Genomic DNA, 16,568 nt, shown 5'->3' on the forward strand with positions numbered 1-16,568 from the left:
CGGATTCTTGCCCCAATCAGGTCAAGGCGCCTCTGGCATCAACCCTGATGATGCGTTCCACCACGCCCGTGGCCAGCCCGCCGCGTACGCCGATCAAAAAATCATGCAGGTTCACCGTGGGGTCGCAGTGCCCCGGCACCAGCCACAGCATCTGGCCCAGCGCGGGCAGCCGGGCCTGGGGGCTGTCGGCATACAGCAGGCCGTGCTCGTCGCCGCCGTTGGCATAGCGCAGGGCGCGCCCGGGCGGCAGCAGGGCCACGGTGGGCAGACCCGAGTCGATGGCGTGGCTTTTGTGCCCCGCGTCGCACACGGCATGGCTGTCACACGCCGAGATGACCTGTGTTTTCACGAAAAGCGCCTGCTCGAATGCGGGCTGGGCCGGCTCGCGCTCGTTGCGCGCGTAGTCGGCGTCCATGAACAGGAACGAGCCCGCCTGCAGTTCGCCATACACGCCACTGGCCGCTTCGTGCACCAGTGTGCCGGTGCCCGAGCCGGTGACCAGCGGCACCGGCAGCCCGGCGGCGGTGAGGAGGTCGCGCGTGTGGCGCGCGGCCTGCACGGCCGCCGCGATGGCATCGCGCCGCTCGGCCGCGCCGTGCAGGTGCTGGGCGCGGCCGTGGTAGGCATGCAGGCCGGCGAAGCGCAGCTGCGTGAGCCGCGCCACGGCCTGGGCCAGCGCCAGGGCCGGCTCGCCCGGTGGTACGCCGCAGCGGCCCTGGCCGACGTCGATCTCGACCAGCACGTCGATGCGCGCCTGCGGCGCTGCCTGGGCCATGGCCTCGGCCAGCCGCTGGATGCCCTCGGCGCTGTCCACCGCCAGCGCCAGGCGCCCGCCCTGGGCCTGCAGGCGTGCGGCCAGCCGCGCCACGCGCAGCAGCTTGGGGTGGGCGATGACCTGGTTGGTGATGGTGATGTCGCGCACGCCGCCTGCGGCCAGCGCCTCGGCCTCGGCGGTCTTTTGCACGCAGGCGCCCACGGCACCGGCGCGCTGCAGCTGCAGGGCGATCTCGGCGCTCTTGTGCATCTTGGCGTGCGGGCGCCACAGCACGCGGTGCTTGCGGGCAAAGTCGGCCATGCGCGCGATGTTGCGCTCCATGGCGTCCAGGTCCACCACCAGCGCGGGCGTGTCGAGCTGGTTTACGCGCAGGCCGATGCGGGCCTCCAGCGTCTCAGGCAGTGGCTTCATCGCGGGCGGCGTGGTCGAGGTGCTGGGTGTCGGCCCAGCCGACCAGGCTCAGGCCCTGGGGCGTCCACAGCAGGCGGTTGATGGCGGCGTTGGCCAGCTGCCAGGTGCGGGGCGCCTGGATTTCCTGGCCGGTGGCCAGGCGGTACAGCACGTCGAGCACGCCGCCGTGCGCCACCAGCACCACCTGCTCGCCGGGGTGGCGTGCGGCCAGGCGGTGCACCGTGGCGTTGATGCGCTCGCGCAGCGCGGTCAGCGATTCGCCGCCTTCGGGCGCAAAGTGCGGGTCGCGCTTGCGCCAGCGCAAGGCCTGCTCGGGCAGCGCGGTCTCGATCTCGGCAAAGGTGCGCCCCTGCAGCGCGCCAAAGCTGCGTTCGCGCAGGGCGGTCTCGGGCGTGAGTGGCGCGCCCGTGGCATCTGCCACGGCCTGGGCCGTGGCCTGCGCACGCTGCAGATCGCTGGTGTAGATGGCGGCCAGGGGCTCGTCGGCCAGGGCCCGCGCCAGCTGCCGCGCCTGCCACAAGCCGGTGTCGTTGAGGGGGATGTCGAGATGCCCCTGGATGCGGGTGTCCACGTTCCAGGCGGTTTCGCCGTGGCGAACAGCAATGATGCGGGTGGCGTTCATGGGTGCAGAGCGCCTCAGCGCGGTATTTCCAGGACGATGCGGCGCGGCCCGGCGGGTGGGGTGGGAAAGCCGTTCAGGGCCGCGTCGAACATGGCGGCGAACACGGCCGGGTTGTCGCTCCACACGCCCTCGTGCACGGCACGGGTTTCATACACCACGGTGCCGCTGGCCGCCTCGCGCAGGACCAGGCCGACCTCGCGCCGGTACAGCGTGGGAGGTGGAAAGCGCATCGACAGGCCGCCATGAAAACCGCGGCCACCGCCCCAGCCGCCCCAGCCCCAGCCGGGGCCATCCCAGTAGTCCGGATAGGCCTGGAGGTTGGTGCGGGCATGGACCTGCACGCGCAGGAACGGGGCGGCGCTGTCCTGGCGCAGGCCCACCTTGGCCAACGCCAGCCGGGCCTGTTCTTCCACGGCGTCCTGCTGGGCGCCCTGGGCCTGCTGCGACGGCAGGCGCTCGAACTGGTAGGTGGGCCGCGCCGGCGCGCGGGCGAGCTGCGAGAACGACTGCACATCGCTGTCCACCAGGCGGCTGCTGGCGCAGCCGGTCAGCCACAGCGCCGCGCACAGCAGGGGCAAAGTGATCCATTTCATGGCAGCTCCTTGAAAAAAGCGCCGGCAGCGCTGCTCCGACCTTTACTGGATGCGCAGCACCTGCAAACCGGGCAGGGCCGATGGCGCGGGGAATTCCTCGGCGTCAAACGCCTTGTCGCCATTCTCGTCGGCCACGCCCGTGGCGCGTGCGCCCTTGAAATCGTACAGTGCGCCGTCGAGCAGGTGGCTGGGCACCACGTTCTGCAGCGCGTTGAACATGTTCTCCACGCGGCCGGGGAAGCGCTTTTCCCAATCGCGCAGCATCTCGCCCACCTGCTTGCGCTGCAGGTTCTCCTGGCTGCCGCACAGGTTGCACGGGATGATGGGGAAGTTGCGGTGCTGCGCCCAGCGTGCCGTGTCCTTCTCGGCCACGAAGGCCAGCGGGCGGATCACCACATGGCGGCCGTCGTCGCTGACCAGCTTCGGCGGCATGCTCTTCATCTTGCCGCCGAAGAACATGTTGAGCAGCAGCGTCTGCAGGATGTCGTCGCGGTGGTGGCCCAGGGCGATCTTGGTGCAGCCCAGTTCGTCGGCCACGCGGTACAGAATGCCCCGGCGCAGGCGGCTGCACAGGCTGCAGGTGGTCTTGCCCTCGGGGATCAGGCGCTTGACGATGCTGTAGGTGTCCTCGTTCTCGATGTGAAACGGCATGCCGGTGCTCTTCAGATAATCGGGCAGCACATGCTCGGGAAAGCCGGGCTGCTTCTGGTCGAGGTTGACGGCGACCAGGTCGAAATGGATGGGCGCGCGGGCCTTGAGCTTGAGCAGGATGTCGAGCAGCGCATAGCTGTCCTTGCCGCCCGACATGCAGACCATGACCTTGTCGCCCTCTTCGATCATGTTGTAGTGCACGATGGCCTTGCCCACTTCGCGGCACAGGCGTTTTTCGAGCTTGTGCGTTTCGCGCTCGATCTTGAAGTCGGCCGGCGCGCGGGCCGGTTCCGCCACCGCCGTTGCGGCTTCCTCGCCCGTCCAGGCGTTGCTGTCGATTGCATTCATTGCGTTCACCACTGTCCTGTTTCCATGCGGATCGCCACTTCGCAGTCGTCAAAAATTTCGAGCTTGGCGATTTTCACGCGCACGCCGCACACGCCGGGCAGCTGCATCAGCCGCTGGGCCAGCTTGCCGATCAGGCTCTCCAGCAGGTTCACATGCTCGGCCGTGCACTCGTCGATGATGATCTGGCGCACCTTGCGGTAGTCGAGCACATGCGCGATGTCGTCGTCGTGCGGCGCCAGCGGCTGCGCGCCCAGGCTCAGCTCGGCATCGACCTGGATGGGCTGGGGCGCGTTTTTCTCGTGCGCGAGGATGCCCAGGTTGGCATCGAAGCGCAGCCCGGTGAGGGTCAGGGTCTGGAGACCGGTGGCTTGGTTCATGGTATTGGGGCTGAGCATGCGCTCACATCAGGGAAAAGTCGCGCTCGAACTTCATCAGGTGCTGGCCACCGTCGACCAGCAGCGTGGTACCGGTGATCGACCGGTTTTCCAGCGCAAACCGCACGGTGGCGGCCACATCGTCGGCGGTGGACGAGCGGCCCAGCGGGCTCAGCGCGTGCAGACGGGCAAACTTCTCGTCGCTCAGCATGTGGCTGGTGAGCGTAAGGCCAGGCGCCACGCCCACCACCCGCACGCGCGGCGCCAGCGCCAGCGCCAGCATGGTGCCGGCGGCTTCGAGCGCGGCCTTGGAGAGCGTATAGCTCAGGAAATCGGGGTTCTGGTTCCAGAGCTTCTGGTCCAGCAGGTTGACCACGGCGCCGTGCGCGTCGGCCTCGCCCGCAGCGGCGCGGTCCTGCAGATGCCGGTGCAGGGCCTGGGCCAGCACGATGGGCGCGCCGGTGTTGCTGCGCAGGTGCTGCTCCAGCGCGGCAAAACCGAAGGTCTGGGCATCGTCGTGCTCGAACAGCGAGGCACTGTTGACCACTGCATCCACGCTGCCAAAGTGGTTGATCACCCGGGGCAGCAGGGCGCGCACCGCGGCCTCGTCAGAGAAATCCGCATCAAAATGGGCGCTGGTACCTGCCAGTTCTGCGCAAGCAGCTGCGGTATCGATAGCGTCCTGGGCCGACGCGCGGTAGTGCACCGCCACCTGCCAGCCGCCAGCCGCCAGCGCCAGCGCAATGCTGCGGCCCAGGCGCCGGGCGGCGCCCGTCACCAGAACCGTGCGCGGTCGGGGAGAAATGGACATGTGGGGGACAATGCGGGCCGTGACAAAAACACCCGACAGTTTAACGACCGCCCTGCAAACCCACATCGCCCAGGCCATTGCCGCCGCGGGCGGCTGGATCGGGTTCGACCGCTTCATGGCGCTGGCCCTCTACACCCCCGGCCTGGGCTATTACGCCAACGATTCCACCAAATTCGGCGCCATGCCCGGGTCGGGCAGCGACTTCGTGACCGCACCCGAGATGACGCCGCTGTTCGGCCAGACGCTGGCCGTGCAGGTGGGCGAGGCCCTGGCGCACACTGGCACCCACGAGGTCTGGGAGTTCGGCGCGGGTTCGGGCGCACTGGCGCTGCAGCTGCTCGACACGCTGGGCGACCAGGTGCAGCGCTACACCATCGTCGACCTGTCGGGCAGCCTGCGCGCGCGCCAGCAGGCCAAACTGGTGGCCCATGCGCACAAGCTGCGCTGGGTGGATGCGCTGCCCGAACAATTCAGCGGCGTGGTGGTGGGCAACGAGGTGCTCGACGCCATGCCCGTGCAATTGCTGGCCCGCCACGGCGGACAAGAGAGCGGGCGGTGGCACGAGCGCGGCGTGGTGGTGGCCGAGGACGGCAGTTTTGCCTGGGCCGACCGCCCCACCGACCTGCGCCCGCCCATAGCCATCGAAGGCCCGCAGGACTACCTGACCGAGATCCACGCCCAGGGCGAAGCCTTCATCCGCACCCTGGCCGACCGGCTGGAGCGCGGCGCCATCTTCCTGCTGGACTATGGTTTTGGCGAGGGCGAGTACTACCACCCCCAGCGCCACATGGGCACCGTGATGTGCCACCAGGGCCATCTGGCCGACTGCGACCCGCTGGTGGCCGTGGGCCTGAAGGACATCACTGCCCATGTCAATTTCACCGCCATGGCGCTGGCGGCGCAGGAGGCAGGGCTCGACGTGCTGGGCTACACCACGCAGGCGCACTTTCTGATCAACTGCGGTTTGCTGCCGAAAATGGAGCTTTTGCCGCAATCAGAACGTGCACTGGCGGCCAAATTGATCATGGAACACGAGATGGGCGAGCTGTTCAAGGTGCTGGCGCTCGGCAAGGGCGAGCCGTGGGAGCCGCTGGGCTTTGCGCGCGGCGACCGCTCGCACAGGCTATGAAGCAGGCCTTGCCATGATCCGCTGGCTTATCGTTGTCTTCCTGGCGCTGGTGTTCATCAACGGCCTCTCGCCCTGGCTACAGCGCATGGGGCTGGGCCGGCTGCCGGGCGATTTTCGCTTCCGGCTGTTCGGGCGCGACTGGTTCATTCCGCTGGCCAGCACGGTGCTGCTGAGTTTTGTGCTCAGCCTGGCGGTGAAGTGGCTTTGAAGCGCAACTTTGCTGCGCCTTGAATTTCGCGGCCTGTGGCCCGATGTCCCAAAGACACTGCCCTGAAAGCCCCGCCATGACCGAAGCACTGCACATCGTCTGCCCCCATTGCCACACCACCAACCGCGTTCAGCAGGCCCAACTGGCCAGCGCGCCCGATTGCGGCAGTTGCCACCAGCCGCTGTTCACGGGTGCGCCGCTGGCGCTCGATGCGGCCAGCTTTGCCAAGCATGTGCAGCGCAGCCATATCCCGGTGCTGGTCGATTTCTGGGCGCCCTGGTGCGGCCCCTGCCGCCAGATGGCTCCGGCGTTTGCCCAGGCCACCCGCGAGCTGGAACCCCAGGTGCGCCTGGCCAAGCTCGACACCGAGGCGCATCCGCAGGTGGCCGCGCCCTACAACATCCGCAGCATTCCGACCATGGTGCTGTTCCAGGGCGGGCGCGAGCTGGCGCGCATTTCGGGCGCGCTGGGCGCGGCCGACATCGTGCGCTGGGTGCGTTCGGTGCAGGCCTGATCAGGCGCTGGGCACCGGCACCAGCCCTGGCCAGGCCGCCACGGCCTGCACGCGTGCAGCGTGGATCATTTCACCCACTTTTTGCCCTGTAACGCCCGATTCTGCAGCGCGGGCCGCTACCACACTGGTAGCAACCGACTGCACCGCAAGCAGCGCCTCGCGCAGCCGCTGGCGCTGCGGGTAGGGCGCTTCTTCAAACCCCAGGCGCCCGCGCGCATCGCATTCGCAGGCCAGCAGGATGTCGTCAAAGCGGGCCGGCTTGCGGATGCCGTCGCAGCGCTCGATCAGGCGCACCAGGGCGGCCGCACCCAGGTCCCCGCTGCGGTGGATGTTGCCGTGCTCACGCGCCACCACGTCGGCCGTTTCGCGGCATTCGGTGGGTACGCGCAGGCGCTCGCACAGGCCTTGGAGGAGTTTTGCGCTGCGCTGCTCGTGGCCGATGTGGCGCGGCAGCATGTCGGCCGGCGTGGTGCCCTTGCCCAGGTCGTGCACCAGGCAGGCAAAGCGCACGGTGAGCGGCGCCTGCAGCCGCGCCGCCATGTCCAGCACCATCATCAGGTGCACGCCGGTGTCCACCTCGGGGTGGTATTCGGCCCGCTGGGGAACGCCCCACAGGCGGTCCACCTCGGGCAGCACCACGGCGAGGGCGCCGCAGGCGCGCAGCACCTCGAACATGCGCGAGGGCTGTTCTTCCGTCAGCCCGCGCGAGAGCTCCTGCCAAACGCGCTCGGCCACCAGGTGGTCTGCCTCGCCGTGCGCCACCATGGAGCGCATCAACGCCATGGTTTCGGGCGCCACGGAAAAATCGGTGAAGCGGGCCGCGAAGCGCGCCACGCGCAGGATGCGCACCGGGTCGTCGTGGAAGGCGTCGGTCACATGGCGCAGCACGCGCTGTTCCAGGTCGCGGGCGCCCCCATAGGGATCAAACAGCGCTTCAGCGCTTGAGCCATCTGTGCTGCTCGCGATCGCATTGATCGTGAGGTCGCGGCGCGAGAGGTCTTCCTCCAGCGTCACATCGGGCGAGCTTTGCACCACGAAGCCGCGGTAGCCGCGCCCGCTCTTGCGCTCGGTGCGCGCCAGCGCGTATTCCTCGCGCGTCTCGGGGTGCAGGAAGACGGGGAAGTCGCGCCCCACGGGCAGGTAGCCCAGGTCGATCATCTGCCGGGGCGTGGCGCCCACCACCACCCAGTCGTGGTCGTTCACGGGCCGGCCCAGCAGCTTGTCGCGGACGGCACCGCCCACCATGTAGATTTGCATCGGCGTAGTTTAGGACCTGCCCCCGGCCGTATATTCCAGCCCACCATGTCCCTTGCGTCCGACCTCACCATTGCCCAGCTCAACCCCGACGGCAGCGTGCCCGTGCCCGCTGCGCCCGATGCCGCCGCCAACGCGGCCGCCGCCGCCCTGCAGCGCGAGGCGCAGTTCGAAACCCTCAAGGCCAAGGTGGACGACCTGCAGGAGATCCTGGCCAAGCCGCTCAGCGAAATCCTGGCCGACCGTGACAAGTTCAAGGAGGCCGCGGCCGCCTGGGACGCCTTCGGTGCCATGTGGATGCTGTCGCAGCGCGCCATGAAGCGCGTGGCGCTGGACCTGGCCGCGCAGCAGGGCGTGGGCGAAGAGGAAGTGGTGGCGCGCGCGCTGGCCTGTGCCAACGCGGTGCTCAACGCGGAAGAGGAAGACCTGGGCGGCACGATGGCCCCGGCCCAGCTGGCGCACATCGCGCGGCACAGGCTGTTTTTGCGCAAGCAGTTCCGATAACGGGCCCGTCAGCGCCGCAACCGGTAGGGTTCTTCAAAATCCAGAAAGTCCTTCTCGGCCAGGGCCTCGTCAATCCACACCTTCACGCCGGGCAACTCGCGCACCCGTTGCACATAGGCGGCGATGTGCGGCGGCACCGGCAGGCCGTAGGTGGCCAGGCGCATGCACACCGGGGCGTAGAAAGCGTCGGCGATGGTGAACTGGCCGAACAGCATCGGCCCGCCATATTGCGCGAGCAGGCCGGTCCACATCTCGACCAGGCGCTGCACGTCGGCGCGCACGGCCGCCTTGTCGCGCCAGAGCAGGGCGCCGGTGTCGGGCAAGCTGGCCTCGATGTTCATCGGGCAGGCGCCGCGCAGGGCGGTGAAGCCGCTGTGCATCTCGGCGCAGACGCTGCGGGCGCGGGCGCGGGCCGCCTTGTCCTGGGGCCAGAGCTGCTTTTCGGGGTAGGTTTCGGCCAGGTACTCGGCAATGGCCAGCGTGTCCCACACCACCAGATCGCCATCGACCAGCACCGGCACCTTGCCGGTGGGGCTGACAGTGCCGACGGTGCGCTTGAACTCCGAGCCGGCCTCGAAGCTGTCGAAGCGCACGCGCACTTCCTCGAACACAATGCCCGCCTGGCGCAGCAGCACCCAGGGGCGCATGGACCAGGACGAGTAGTTCTTGTTGCCGATGTAGAGCTGGATCATGGTGCACCTTTCTTTTGAAACTGAAGCGCCGTCACCTGTCAGAAGGCCGCAGAGCAGGCCACATCAGGGATGTGTTCCTCATACCGGCCAGACCACGCCGTTGTCGTTCAGGATGGCATCGAGCGGCAGGTCGAACGCGTCGGGCTCGAAGTCGTCGAGGTAGCCGTGGGTGAAGCCCAGGCCCACGGTGAATGGCCTGGGTTGCAGCGTGGCCAGGGTGCGGTCGTAAAAGCCGCCGCCATAGCCCAGCCGGTAGCCGCCCGGCGCATAACCCACGCAGGGCACGAACAGCAGCGTGGGCACGATCATCTCGGTGTCCTTGGGCTTGGGAATGCCGTAGGCGTCTTCTTCCATGGGGCAGCCGGGGTGCCAGGCGTGGAAGGTGAGCGTCTTGTGCTGCTTGTTCACCACCGGCAGGCCGATGCGCCGGCGCAGGGGCTCGTCCAGCAGCTCGCCGTCTTCCTTCCAGCGGTGCAGGGCGGGCAGGGGGTCGAACTCGCCCTTGATGGGCCAGTAGGCGCCGATCACGGTGTCGGGCCGGTTCACCAGCCAGATGCGCATGACTTGCTGCAACAGGTCGGATCGCTGTAGGCGGTCGGGCAAATTGAGGCGTTCTTGTATCAATGCGCGCCGAAGGGCTGCTTTGTCCATCAGATAATTCCCCCATGCATTTACTCAGAGCCATTCTGACACCCCTTGTGGCCGCTGCCGTGCTGGCCACTGCTGCGCCCCTGGTCCAGGCGCAAAACCGTGGCGACGACACCCTGCTGGAGATGCAGCAGGCCTTCCGCAAGGGCGACCGCAAGAAGCTCGAACAGCTGCTGCCCGCCGCGCGCGGCCATGCGCTGGAACCCTGGGCTGCCTATTGGACGCTGAAGGCGCGTCTGGACGAGGCCGCACCGCAGGAGGTGCAGGCCTTTTTGCAGCGCTATGCCGGCAGCTACCAGGAAGACCGCCTGCGCAATGACTGGCTGCTGCTGCTGGGCCAGCGGCGCGACTGGTCGCAGTTTGCCGAGCACCATCCGCAATACCGCATGTCGGACGACCGCGAGGTGCGCTGCTACGCCCTGCTGATCGACCAGATCAAGGGCACGGCACCCGCCAGTGCTGCCGATGATGTGCGCCGCACCTGGTATTCGCTGCGCGATGCGGACGACGGCTGCACCCACGCGGCCAGCGAGTTATACAGCGACAAGAAGCTCAGTGCGCTGGATGTGTGGCGCAAGGCGCGCCTGGGCATAGAGGCCAACCGCATGCGCGTGGTGCGCAATGCCGTGGAAATTGTCGCGCCCGATGCCCTGCCCCAGCTGCGCGATGTGTTCGACTCGCCCACCAAATACCTGCTCGGCCGCGCCACCGTGCGCGGCAAGATGCACCAGGAGCTGGTGGTGCTGGCCCTGGTCAAGCTGGCCACCGGCGACCCGCAGGCCGCCGCCAACCTGCTGGACGCCAAATGGGGTGTGCAGCTGTCGGCCGAAGAGCGCAACTGGGTCTGGGGCGTGATCGGCAAGCAGGCCGCGCAAAAGCTCTCGCCCGATGCCATGGCGTATTTCGCCAACGTGGCCCGCGACAGCGACCTGAACGACGATACCCTGGGCTGGAAGGCGCGCGCCGCCTTGCGTGCCGGCCAATGGAAGGTGGTGCGCAAGACCATCGACGCCATGGGCGACGACACCCGCCAGGAAAGCACCTGGGTGTACTGGAAAGCCCGCGCCCTGCTGGCCGCCAGGCCCAGCGAAGCCGAGCGCGCCGAAGCACGGCAATTGCTGGAGGGCATTGCCGGCACTCGCGGTTTTTATGAGCAGCTGGCCCTGGAAGAGCTGGGCCAGCGCATTGCCACGCCGCCCGCGCCGGCGCCGCTCACCGCCGAGGAAAAAGCCGCTGCGCGCGCCAACCCGGGGCTTAACCGGGGCCTGTACGCCATCTTGTTGGGCCTGCGCAGCGAAGGCGTGCGCGAGTGGAACTACACCACCAACCTGCACACCCCCGGCGGCATGGCCGACCGCGAACTGTTGGCCGCAGCCGACTTTGCCTGCCAGCGCGAGGTGTGGGACCGCTGCATCAACACCAGCGAGCGCACCAAGGCCGTGACCGATGCGGCGCAGCGCTTTCCCACGCCGTTTCGCAACACCGTGGTGGAGCGCGCCCAGGGCATAGGTCTCGACCCGGCCTATGTCTACGGCCTTATCCGCCAGGAAAGCCGCTTCGTGATGGATGCCCGCTCGGGCGTGGGCGCCTCGGGCCTGATGCAGGTGATGCCCGCCACCGCGCGCTGGACGGCCAGGAAGATCGGCCTTGCCAACTTCACGCCCGACCAGATCTCCGATCGCGACACCAACATCACCATCGGCACGGCCTACCTCAAGCTGGCACTCGACGACTTCGCCGGCTCCATGCCCATGGCCGCCGCCGCCTACAACGCCGGCCCCGGCCGCCCGCGCAGCTGGCGCAACGGCCCGGTGCTCGATGCCGCCATCTGGGCCGAAAACGTGCCTTTTGCCGAGACGCGCGATTACGTCAAGAAGGTGCTGGCCAACACCACCAACTACGCGGCCTTGCTGACGGGGCAGCCGCAGTCGCTCAAGAGCCGGCTGGGCACGGTGGGGCCGCGGGAGAGTGCGGAGCCGGAGGCGAACAAGGAGCTTCCTTGAGGTCTTTTTAGGCTCTGGTGCTTGTTTATCAGGCGCTGGTTGCTATTGTTTTGATGGTTTGTAGTGTGCCTTGGTTGAGGGCGGAGGCCGGGTTTCGGCCCGGCGGCCGCCTCACTTTTCTTTGCTTCGCCAAAGAAAAGTAAGCAAAAGAAAGGCGACCCACAGCCTGCGACCCCTTCGGGGCAGACCTGCGTCGGTGCGGTTGCGGGGTGCGCCGTGGAACTCGCTACGCGCTGGCGCGCTGCGCTCGGACAGCCACGGCGAGTCAGATAACGAGGCATGGGCGCTTCGACGCCCATGCTCACCCCGCAACCGCCCCGCCGCAGGCGCAGCCAGATGGGGGTGAACAACCCAACAGCCCCACGGGCCATCGCTGCGCTTGGCCCCAATCTCGCGGGCGCAAGCGCCTCGCGCCTCACGCTGCACAGGCTGGGCCGAGCGCAGCGATGGCCCGAAGGGATGTTTGCTCCGGTTCCCTTCAGGCTGCGCCGAGGAGCGCAGCGGCCAGCGGATCAGGGCTCGCGATTGTCTGAGCGCAGCGAGTTCGAGCGAGACCCCGCTGAACGCGAGCACCGCAGGTTGCCCGCAGCGAAGCGAAGGGACGCAGCCTGTAGGGTCGCCTTTTCTTTGGTGGCTTTCTTTTGGCGAAGTAAAAGAAAGCCACTGCGCCGCCGGGCGCACACCCCGGCCCCCGCCCCATGCAAAGGCATAGCACCAACTATCAAAACAATAGCAACCAGCGCCTGATAAATAAGCACCGAAGCCCAAAAGCCAGACCAGCAGGCAGGCCAACCGAACCCACCACCCTCAAAGATTCACCAACCACTCCCCCTCCCGCCGCGCTGCCCCCGACCGCACCAGCTCATCCATCAACCCCTCCAGCCACTCGCCTTGGCCGCGATCATTGAAATGCCGCTGGTGCATGGCGCCGAAGTAGGGCGTGGCGTCCGTCCAGGCGCGCAGTTCGGACACGGGGATGCGCTGCCACTCCAGCAGCTTGTATTTCAGCAGTACCTTGGCGGCATAGAGCGCGTGCTTGCCAGGGTTGCTGGCAAAGCCGTCAAGCCGCTTGCGCGCCACGGCGAGTGCGCGGGGCGCGTCGGCAAACACCGGTCCATGGCCCGGAATCACGGTGCGCGGCGCCAGGCGCTCGATGAGGTCCAGCGTGGCGGCCACGTCGGCAAAGGCGCTGTCGCCCTCCAGCTCGGGAAAGACCACGCCGAAGCCGTTTTCCCACAGCGCGTCGGCCGAGATCAGGAGGCGGTCTTGCGGCTCGAACAGCACCACCGAATGCGTATCGTGCCCCGGCGCGGCATGCACCTGCCAGGGTTTGTCGCCCAGCAGCGTGGTGGTGCCTGGCTGCAGCACGCTGTCGTAGCGAAAGGGCGGGCATTCCTGGCCGGTGGGGGTGTAGCTCAGCGCATAGGCGTCCCAGTCGCGCACATGGGCGGCCTGCCCGGGCGGGATGGATGTCTCCACCCACGGCCAGGCCTGCTGCAGCGCGGCGTTGCCGCCGCAGTGGTCGCTGTGCAGGTGGGTGTTGAGGATGCGGTCGAGCGCACGGTTGCCCAGCGCGCCCTGCACCAGCGCCACCATCTGGTCGGCGTGGCTGCAGTAGCCGGTGTCCACCAGTGCAGTGTCGCGCTGACCGATGAACAGGATGTTGTTGGCCGACAGCCAGCCGCGCTCGAACACCGTTATTTCGACTGGCAGCGCAGGTGGAGTAGGCGTCATAAGCTGTGAAAATCAAATATTTTGGCGGGTGCGACCGGGGACGGTGGTCGCCCCGCCGCTCAGGAGGTGGTCCTCAGCTCGCGCCGCAGTATCTTGCCCACATTGCTTTTGGGCAGCTCGTCGCGGAACTCGATGTACTTGGGGCGTTTGTACCCGGTCAGGTTGGCGTGGCAGAAATTGGCCACCTGGTCCTCGGTCAGAGCGGGGTCGTTCTTGATCACGAAGATCTTGATGGACTCGCCCTGCATGGCGTCGGGAATGCCGATGGCAGCGCATTCCACCACGCCGGGGCACAGGCTGATGACCTGCTCCAGTTCGTTCGGAAACACGTTGAAGCCGCTCACCAGGATCATGTCCTTCTTGCGGTCGATGATGCGCGTGTAGCCCTGCGCGTCCATGGTGCCGATGTCGCCCGTGCGCATGAAGCCGTCGGCCGTGAAGGCCAGGGCGTTCTCCTCGGGCTGGTTGTAGTAGCCCGTCATCACGTTGGGGCCGCGGATGCAGATCTCGCCCGACTCACCCTGCGCCAGGCTGTTGCCGGCGTCGTCCTTGATGGCGATGTCGATGCCGGGCAGGGGCAGGCCGATGGTGCCGCTGAACGCGGTGTTGGTCACGGGGTTGTTGGTGCCGATGGCGCAGGTCTCGCTCATGCCCCAGCCTTCGATCATGGTGCTGCCGGTGACCTGCTGCCACTGCCTGGCCGTGCCTTCACTTGCGGCCATGCCGCCGGCCTGCGAAACGCACAGGTGCGAAAAGTCGACCGACTTGAACTGCGGGTTCTGCAGCAGTGCGTTGAACAGCGTGTTCACGGCGGGCAGCATGTGGAAGGGGCGCTTCTTGAGCACCTCGACGAATTTGGGAATGTCGCGCGGGTTGGGGATCAGCGTGAGGCTGGAGCCTTGGCGTATGGCCAGCAGGCACAGCGTGAGCGCGAAGATGTGGTACAGCGGCAGCGCCGCGATGCTGTTGGCGCGGCTGACGTCGCCCACCTTCGACAAGGCGGGTGTGAACCAGGCCTCGGCCTGCAGCGTGGCGGCCACGATATTGCGGTGGGTCAGCACCGCGCCCTTGGACAGGCCCGTGGTGCCGCCCGTGTACTGCAGGAAGGCGATCGAGTCGAGCGTTGCCTGGCTGGGCGCCAGCGTGCGGCGCTCGCCCAGCGCCAGTGCCTTCCTGAAGCTGACGACCTTGCGGCCATTGGAAAGCGGCAGTTCGTAGGCGGGCACCATCTTGGCGAGATGCCGCACGGCAAAGGTGATCCAGGGGCCGTAGACCGCGCCCAGCAGATCACCCATGGACGCCATCACCACCTGCTGCACGGCGGTGTGCTCGACGATTTCGCTCAGAGTGTGGGCGAAGTTCTCCAGGATCACGATGGCCGTGGCGCCCGAATCCTTGAGCTGGTGCTCCAGCTCGCGGGCGGTGTAGAGCGGGTTCACGTTGACGCAGGTGTAGCCGGCGCGCAGCACGGCGGCCATGGTCACGCCAAACTGCGGCACGTTGGGCAGCATGATGGCCACGCGCGCGCCGGGCTCCAGCCCCAGGCCCTGCAGGTAGGCACCCAGGGCCGCCGAGAGGCGGTCGAGTTCGCCGTAGGACATCCACTGGTCCATGCAGACCGAAAAAGGGCTCGACGCGTGCTTGCGAAAGGATTCTTCCAGCAGGTGCGCCACCGAGCGGTATTGCTCTGGCTGCACATCGTGGGGAACCCCGGGGGGGTAGCTTTTGAGCCAGATCTTTTCCATGCGGTGTCCTCGGGTGCTCCGGTAGGGAAGGCTAGTACTGCAACCCGGAAGTGGCGGAACACAATGAAATCGATGCATTCGCTCGCAGGGCAAGGCGCAAACCACAGCCATAGCCGTAGCTATGGCGAGGATTTGCAACGCCGCCATGCGGGCGAAGGCGCGATTTCATGTTTCGAAACTTCCGGGTTGCCGTACTAAATTGTGGGAGCGGGGCAGGGGCCCGGCTACCGGGCTTGTCCTAGGGTGCGTGCCAGCTCCGTCCCGCAGGCGACAGGGCCGTGGCATGGGCGCTGCAGTGGCGCTGCATCGGCGGAAAGTGCGTGCCGCACCCAGCGCAAGCCTTCCCGGGGCAGGCAGCACAATGCGTGCTCCTTCCTTGCAACCCCCGAATCCATGAACGCACGCTGGCAGCAAGCCGTGGTTTTCTTCAACACCTTGGCCACGATCGCCTGGCTGGCATGGCAGTGGCCCCGCTCGCCGCTGACCGCACTGGCGGGCGTTGCCGCCGCACTGGCCTTGTTCGGGCTGGTGCTGGGGCTGCAGTTCGCGACCATGCTGCGCGTGAACCGCTCGGACCCCGTGCCACGGCCGTCATGGGGGCAGCTGGTCACGGCCTGGTGGGCCGAGGCGCGCCTGGCGCTGGCGGTGTTTGGCTGGCGCCAGCCCTTTCGCCACAGCGCCGTTCCCGACTGGCTGCCGCCCCTGGCACCCAACCAGCGGGCCGCGCGCCGGGGCGTGGTGCTGGTGCACGGCTTCCTGTGCAACCGGGGTTTCTGGCTGCCGTGGATGGCGGCGCTGCGCGAGCGCGGCCATGCTTTTGTGGCGGTGACGCTGGAGCCGGCCTTTGGCTCGATCGACGACTACGCGGCCACCATCGACGCTGCCGTGCGGCGCGTGCAAGAGGCCACCGGCATGGCGCCTGTGGTAGTGGGCCACAGCATGGGCGGGCTGGCGGCCCGCGCCTGGTTGCGCTCACTGGCGGCAGGCAGCGCCACCGCGCGCGTGCACCGGGTCATCACGCTGGGCACACCGCATGGTGGCACCTGGGCGGGGCGTTTCAGCAGTTCGGTCAACGGCCAGCAGATGGCGCTGGGCGGTGCATGGGTGCAGCAGCTGCAGCAGGGCGAGCCGGCTGCCCGTGCAGCCTTGTTCACCTGCTGGTATTCGAACTGCGACAACATCGTTTTTCCGGCGGGTACGGCCATGTTGGCGGGGGCGGACAACCGGTTGGTGCAGGGGGTGGCGCATATGCAGATGGCGTTTCACCCTTTGGTCATGCGGGCTTGCCTGGAGGAGATGGGGCGGGGTGATTTGGGGTAATTTGCGGCTCTGAAGCTTGTTTATAAATCGCTGACGGCTATTGTTTTAGTAGTTGATGTTGTGCTTTTTCTGGGGGCGGGGGCCGGGTCTCGCCCCGGCGGGCGCCTCACTTTCTTTTGCTTCGCCAAAAGAAAGTAAGCAAAGAAAAGGCGACCCTGCTGTCTGCGACGGGTTTTTGGGGTCAGAGCCCCAATTCACCGAGCCTATGGCTCGCCCCGAAGGGGTGCGGTGC

General features: G+C 67.5%; 17 protein-coding genes. 6 read left to right on the plus strand and 11 right to left on the minus strand.

The genetic code is table 11. The features are described 5' to 3' along the window. Positions 1-16: 16 nt before the first annotated feature. From BLW02_RS06395 to BLW02_RS06420, 6 genes are read right to left on the minus strand one after another with little or no spacing between them, the layout of a single operon-like run. On the minus strand, positions 17-1,186 hold the full coding sequence (locus tag BLW02_RS06395) for a DSD1 family PLP-dependent enzyme (RefSeq protein WP_092697534.1): 1,170 nt from the start codon (positions 1,184-1,186) through the stop codon (positions 17-19). Beyond that, positions 1,170-1,808, minus strand: a complete 639-nt coding sequence (locus tag BLW02_RS06400; RefSeq protein WP_026436176.1) for a histidine phosphatase family protein — start codon at positions 1,806-1,808, stop codon at positions 1,170-1,172. The genes BLW02_RS06395 and BLW02_RS06400 overlap by 17 nt, the downstream gene beginning before the upstream one ends. A 14-nt stretch (positions 1,809-1,822) precedes the next feature. After that, entirely contained in the window at positions 1,823-2,401 is a 579-nt protein-coding gene (locus BLW02_RS06405) for a DUF4136 domain-containing protein (protein ID WP_026436175.1), read from the minus strand. A 42-nt stretch (positions 2,402-2,443) separates the two neighbouring features. Continuing rightward, positions 2,444-3,400: a tRNA 2-thiocytidine(32) synthetase TtcA gene (gene ttcA, locus BLW02_RS06410; protein WP_244273634.1), complete on the minus strand. Its 957-nt coding sequence runs from the start codon at positions 3,398-3,400 to the stop codon at positions 2,444-2,446. 5 nt (positions 3,401-3,405) lie between these two features. Continuing rightward, on the minus strand, positions 3,406-3,777 hold the full coding sequence (locus tag BLW02_RS06415) for a dihydroneopterin aldolase (protein WP_026436173.1): 372 nt from the start codon (positions 3,775-3,777) through the stop codon (positions 3,406-3,408). 22 nt (positions 3,778-3,799) lie between these two features. Next, on the minus strand, positions 3,800-4,585 hold the full coding sequence (locus BLW02_RS06420; RefSeq protein ID WP_092697535.1) for an SDR family oxidoreductase: 786 nt from the start codon (positions 4,583-4,585) through the stop codon (positions 3,800-3,802). A 10-nt stretch (positions 4,586-4,595) separates the two neighbouring features. Here BLW02_RS06420 and BLW02_RS06425 point away from each other — a divergent pair, with 10 nt between their 5' ends. The 3 genes from BLW02_RS06425 to trxC all read left to right on the plus strand — a co-directional run bounded on the left by BLW02_RS06425 (position 4,596) and on the right by trxC (position 6,436). Further along, positions 4,596-5,714 (plus strand): class I SAM-dependent methyltransferase, encoded by a 1,119-nt coding sequence (locus BLW02_RS06425; RefSeq protein ID WP_092697536.1) that lies wholly within the window; start codon positions 4,596-4,598, stop codon positions 5,712-5,714. A gap of 13 nt (positions 5,715-5,727) precedes the next feature. Continuing rightward, complete coding sequence (locus tag BLW02_RS06430) at positions 5,728-5,922, plus strand: DUF2905 domain-containing protein (protein ID WP_092697537.1); 195 nt, start codon at positions 5,728-5,730, stop codon at positions 5,920-5,922. 76 nt (positions 5,923-5,998) lie between these two features. Beyond that, the gene (trxC, locus tag BLW02_RS06435; protein ID WP_092697538.1) at positions 5,999-6,436 is read left to right on the plus strand and encodes a thioredoxin TrxC; all 438 of its coding nucleotides are present in this window, start codon (positions 5,999-6,001) and stop codon (positions 6,434-6,436) included. Here the strand turns inward: trxC and BLW02_RS06440 are convergent, their stop codons facing one another. After that, on the minus strand, positions 6,437-7,693 hold the full coding sequence (locus BLW02_RS06440) for a multifunctional CCA addition/repair protein (RefSeq protein WP_092697539.1): 1,257 nt from the start codon (positions 7,691-7,693) through the stop codon (positions 6,437-6,439). Between the two features lie 45 nt (positions 7,694-7,738). Between BLW02_RS06440 and BLW02_RS06445 the strand changes: the two genes are divergently transcribed. Continuing rightward, on the plus strand, positions 7,739-8,194 hold the full coding sequence (locus BLW02_RS06445; RefSeq protein WP_092697540.1) for a hypothetical protein: 456 nt from the start codon (positions 7,739-7,741) through the stop codon (positions 8,192-8,194). Positions 8,195-8,202: 8 nt separating this feature from the next. Here BLW02_RS06445 and BLW02_RS06450 read toward each other — a convergent pair whose 3' ends face one another. Both BLW02_RS06450 and BLW02_RS06455 read right to left on the minus strand, forming a co-directional pair. Beyond that, positions 8,203-8,886 carry a glutathione S-transferase family protein gene (locus BLW02_RS06450; RefSeq protein WP_092697541.1) on the minus strand — a complete coding sequence of 228 codons (684 nt, stop codon included), beginning with the start codon at positions 8,884-8,886 and terminating at the stop codon, positions 8,203-8,205. 78 nt (positions 8,887-8,964) lie between these two features. Beyond that, positions 8,965-9,537 (minus strand): 5-formyltetrahydrofolate cyclo-ligase, encoded by a 573-nt coding sequence (locus BLW02_RS06455; protein ID WP_026436165.1) that lies wholly within the window; start codon positions 9,535-9,537, stop codon positions 8,965-8,967. Positions 9,538-9,551: 14 nt separating this feature from the next. Here BLW02_RS06455 and BLW02_RS06460 point away from each other — a divergent pair, with 14 nt between their 5' ends. Next, a complete protein-coding gene (locus tag BLW02_RS06460) occupies positions 9,552-11,537 on the plus strand; it encodes a lytic transglycosylase domain-containing protein (protein ID WP_092697542.1) in 1,986 nt (661 codons plus the stop codon). An 807-nt stretch (positions 11,538-12,344) separates the two neighbouring features. On the opposite strand, the gene BLW02_RS06470 is transcribed toward BLW02_RS06460, so the two are convergent. Both BLW02_RS06470 and BLW02_RS06475 read right to left on the minus strand, forming a co-directional pair. Beyond that, entirely contained in the window at positions 12,345-13,271 is a 927-nt protein-coding gene (locus BLW02_RS06470; RefSeq protein ID WP_092697543.1) for an MBL fold metallo-hydrolase, read from the minus strand. A gap of 59 nt (positions 13,272-13,330) precedes the next feature. Then, positions 13,331-15,016 carry an AMP-binding protein gene (locus tag BLW02_RS06475; RefSeq protein ID WP_092697544.1) on the minus strand — a complete coding sequence of 562 codons (1,686 nt, stop codon included), beginning with the start codon at positions 15,014-15,016 and terminating at the stop codon, positions 13,331-13,333. A 393-nt stretch (positions 15,017-15,409) separates the two neighbouring features. Between BLW02_RS06475 and BLW02_RS06480 the strand changes: the two genes are divergently transcribed. Beyond that, the gene (locus BLW02_RS06480) at positions 15,410-16,336 is read left to right on the plus strand and encodes an esterase/lipase family protein (protein ID WP_092697545.1); all 927 of its coding nucleotides are present in this window, start codon (positions 15,410-15,412) and stop codon (positions 16,334-16,336) included. The last annotated feature ends 232 nt before the right edge of the window (positions 16,337-16,568 follow it).

Origin of the sequence: Acidovorax soli (assembly GCF_900107605.1) — a bacterium.
Lineage (GTDB): Bacteria > Pseudomonadota > Gammaproteobacteria > Burkholderiales > Burkholderiaceae_C > Acidovorax > Acidovorax soli.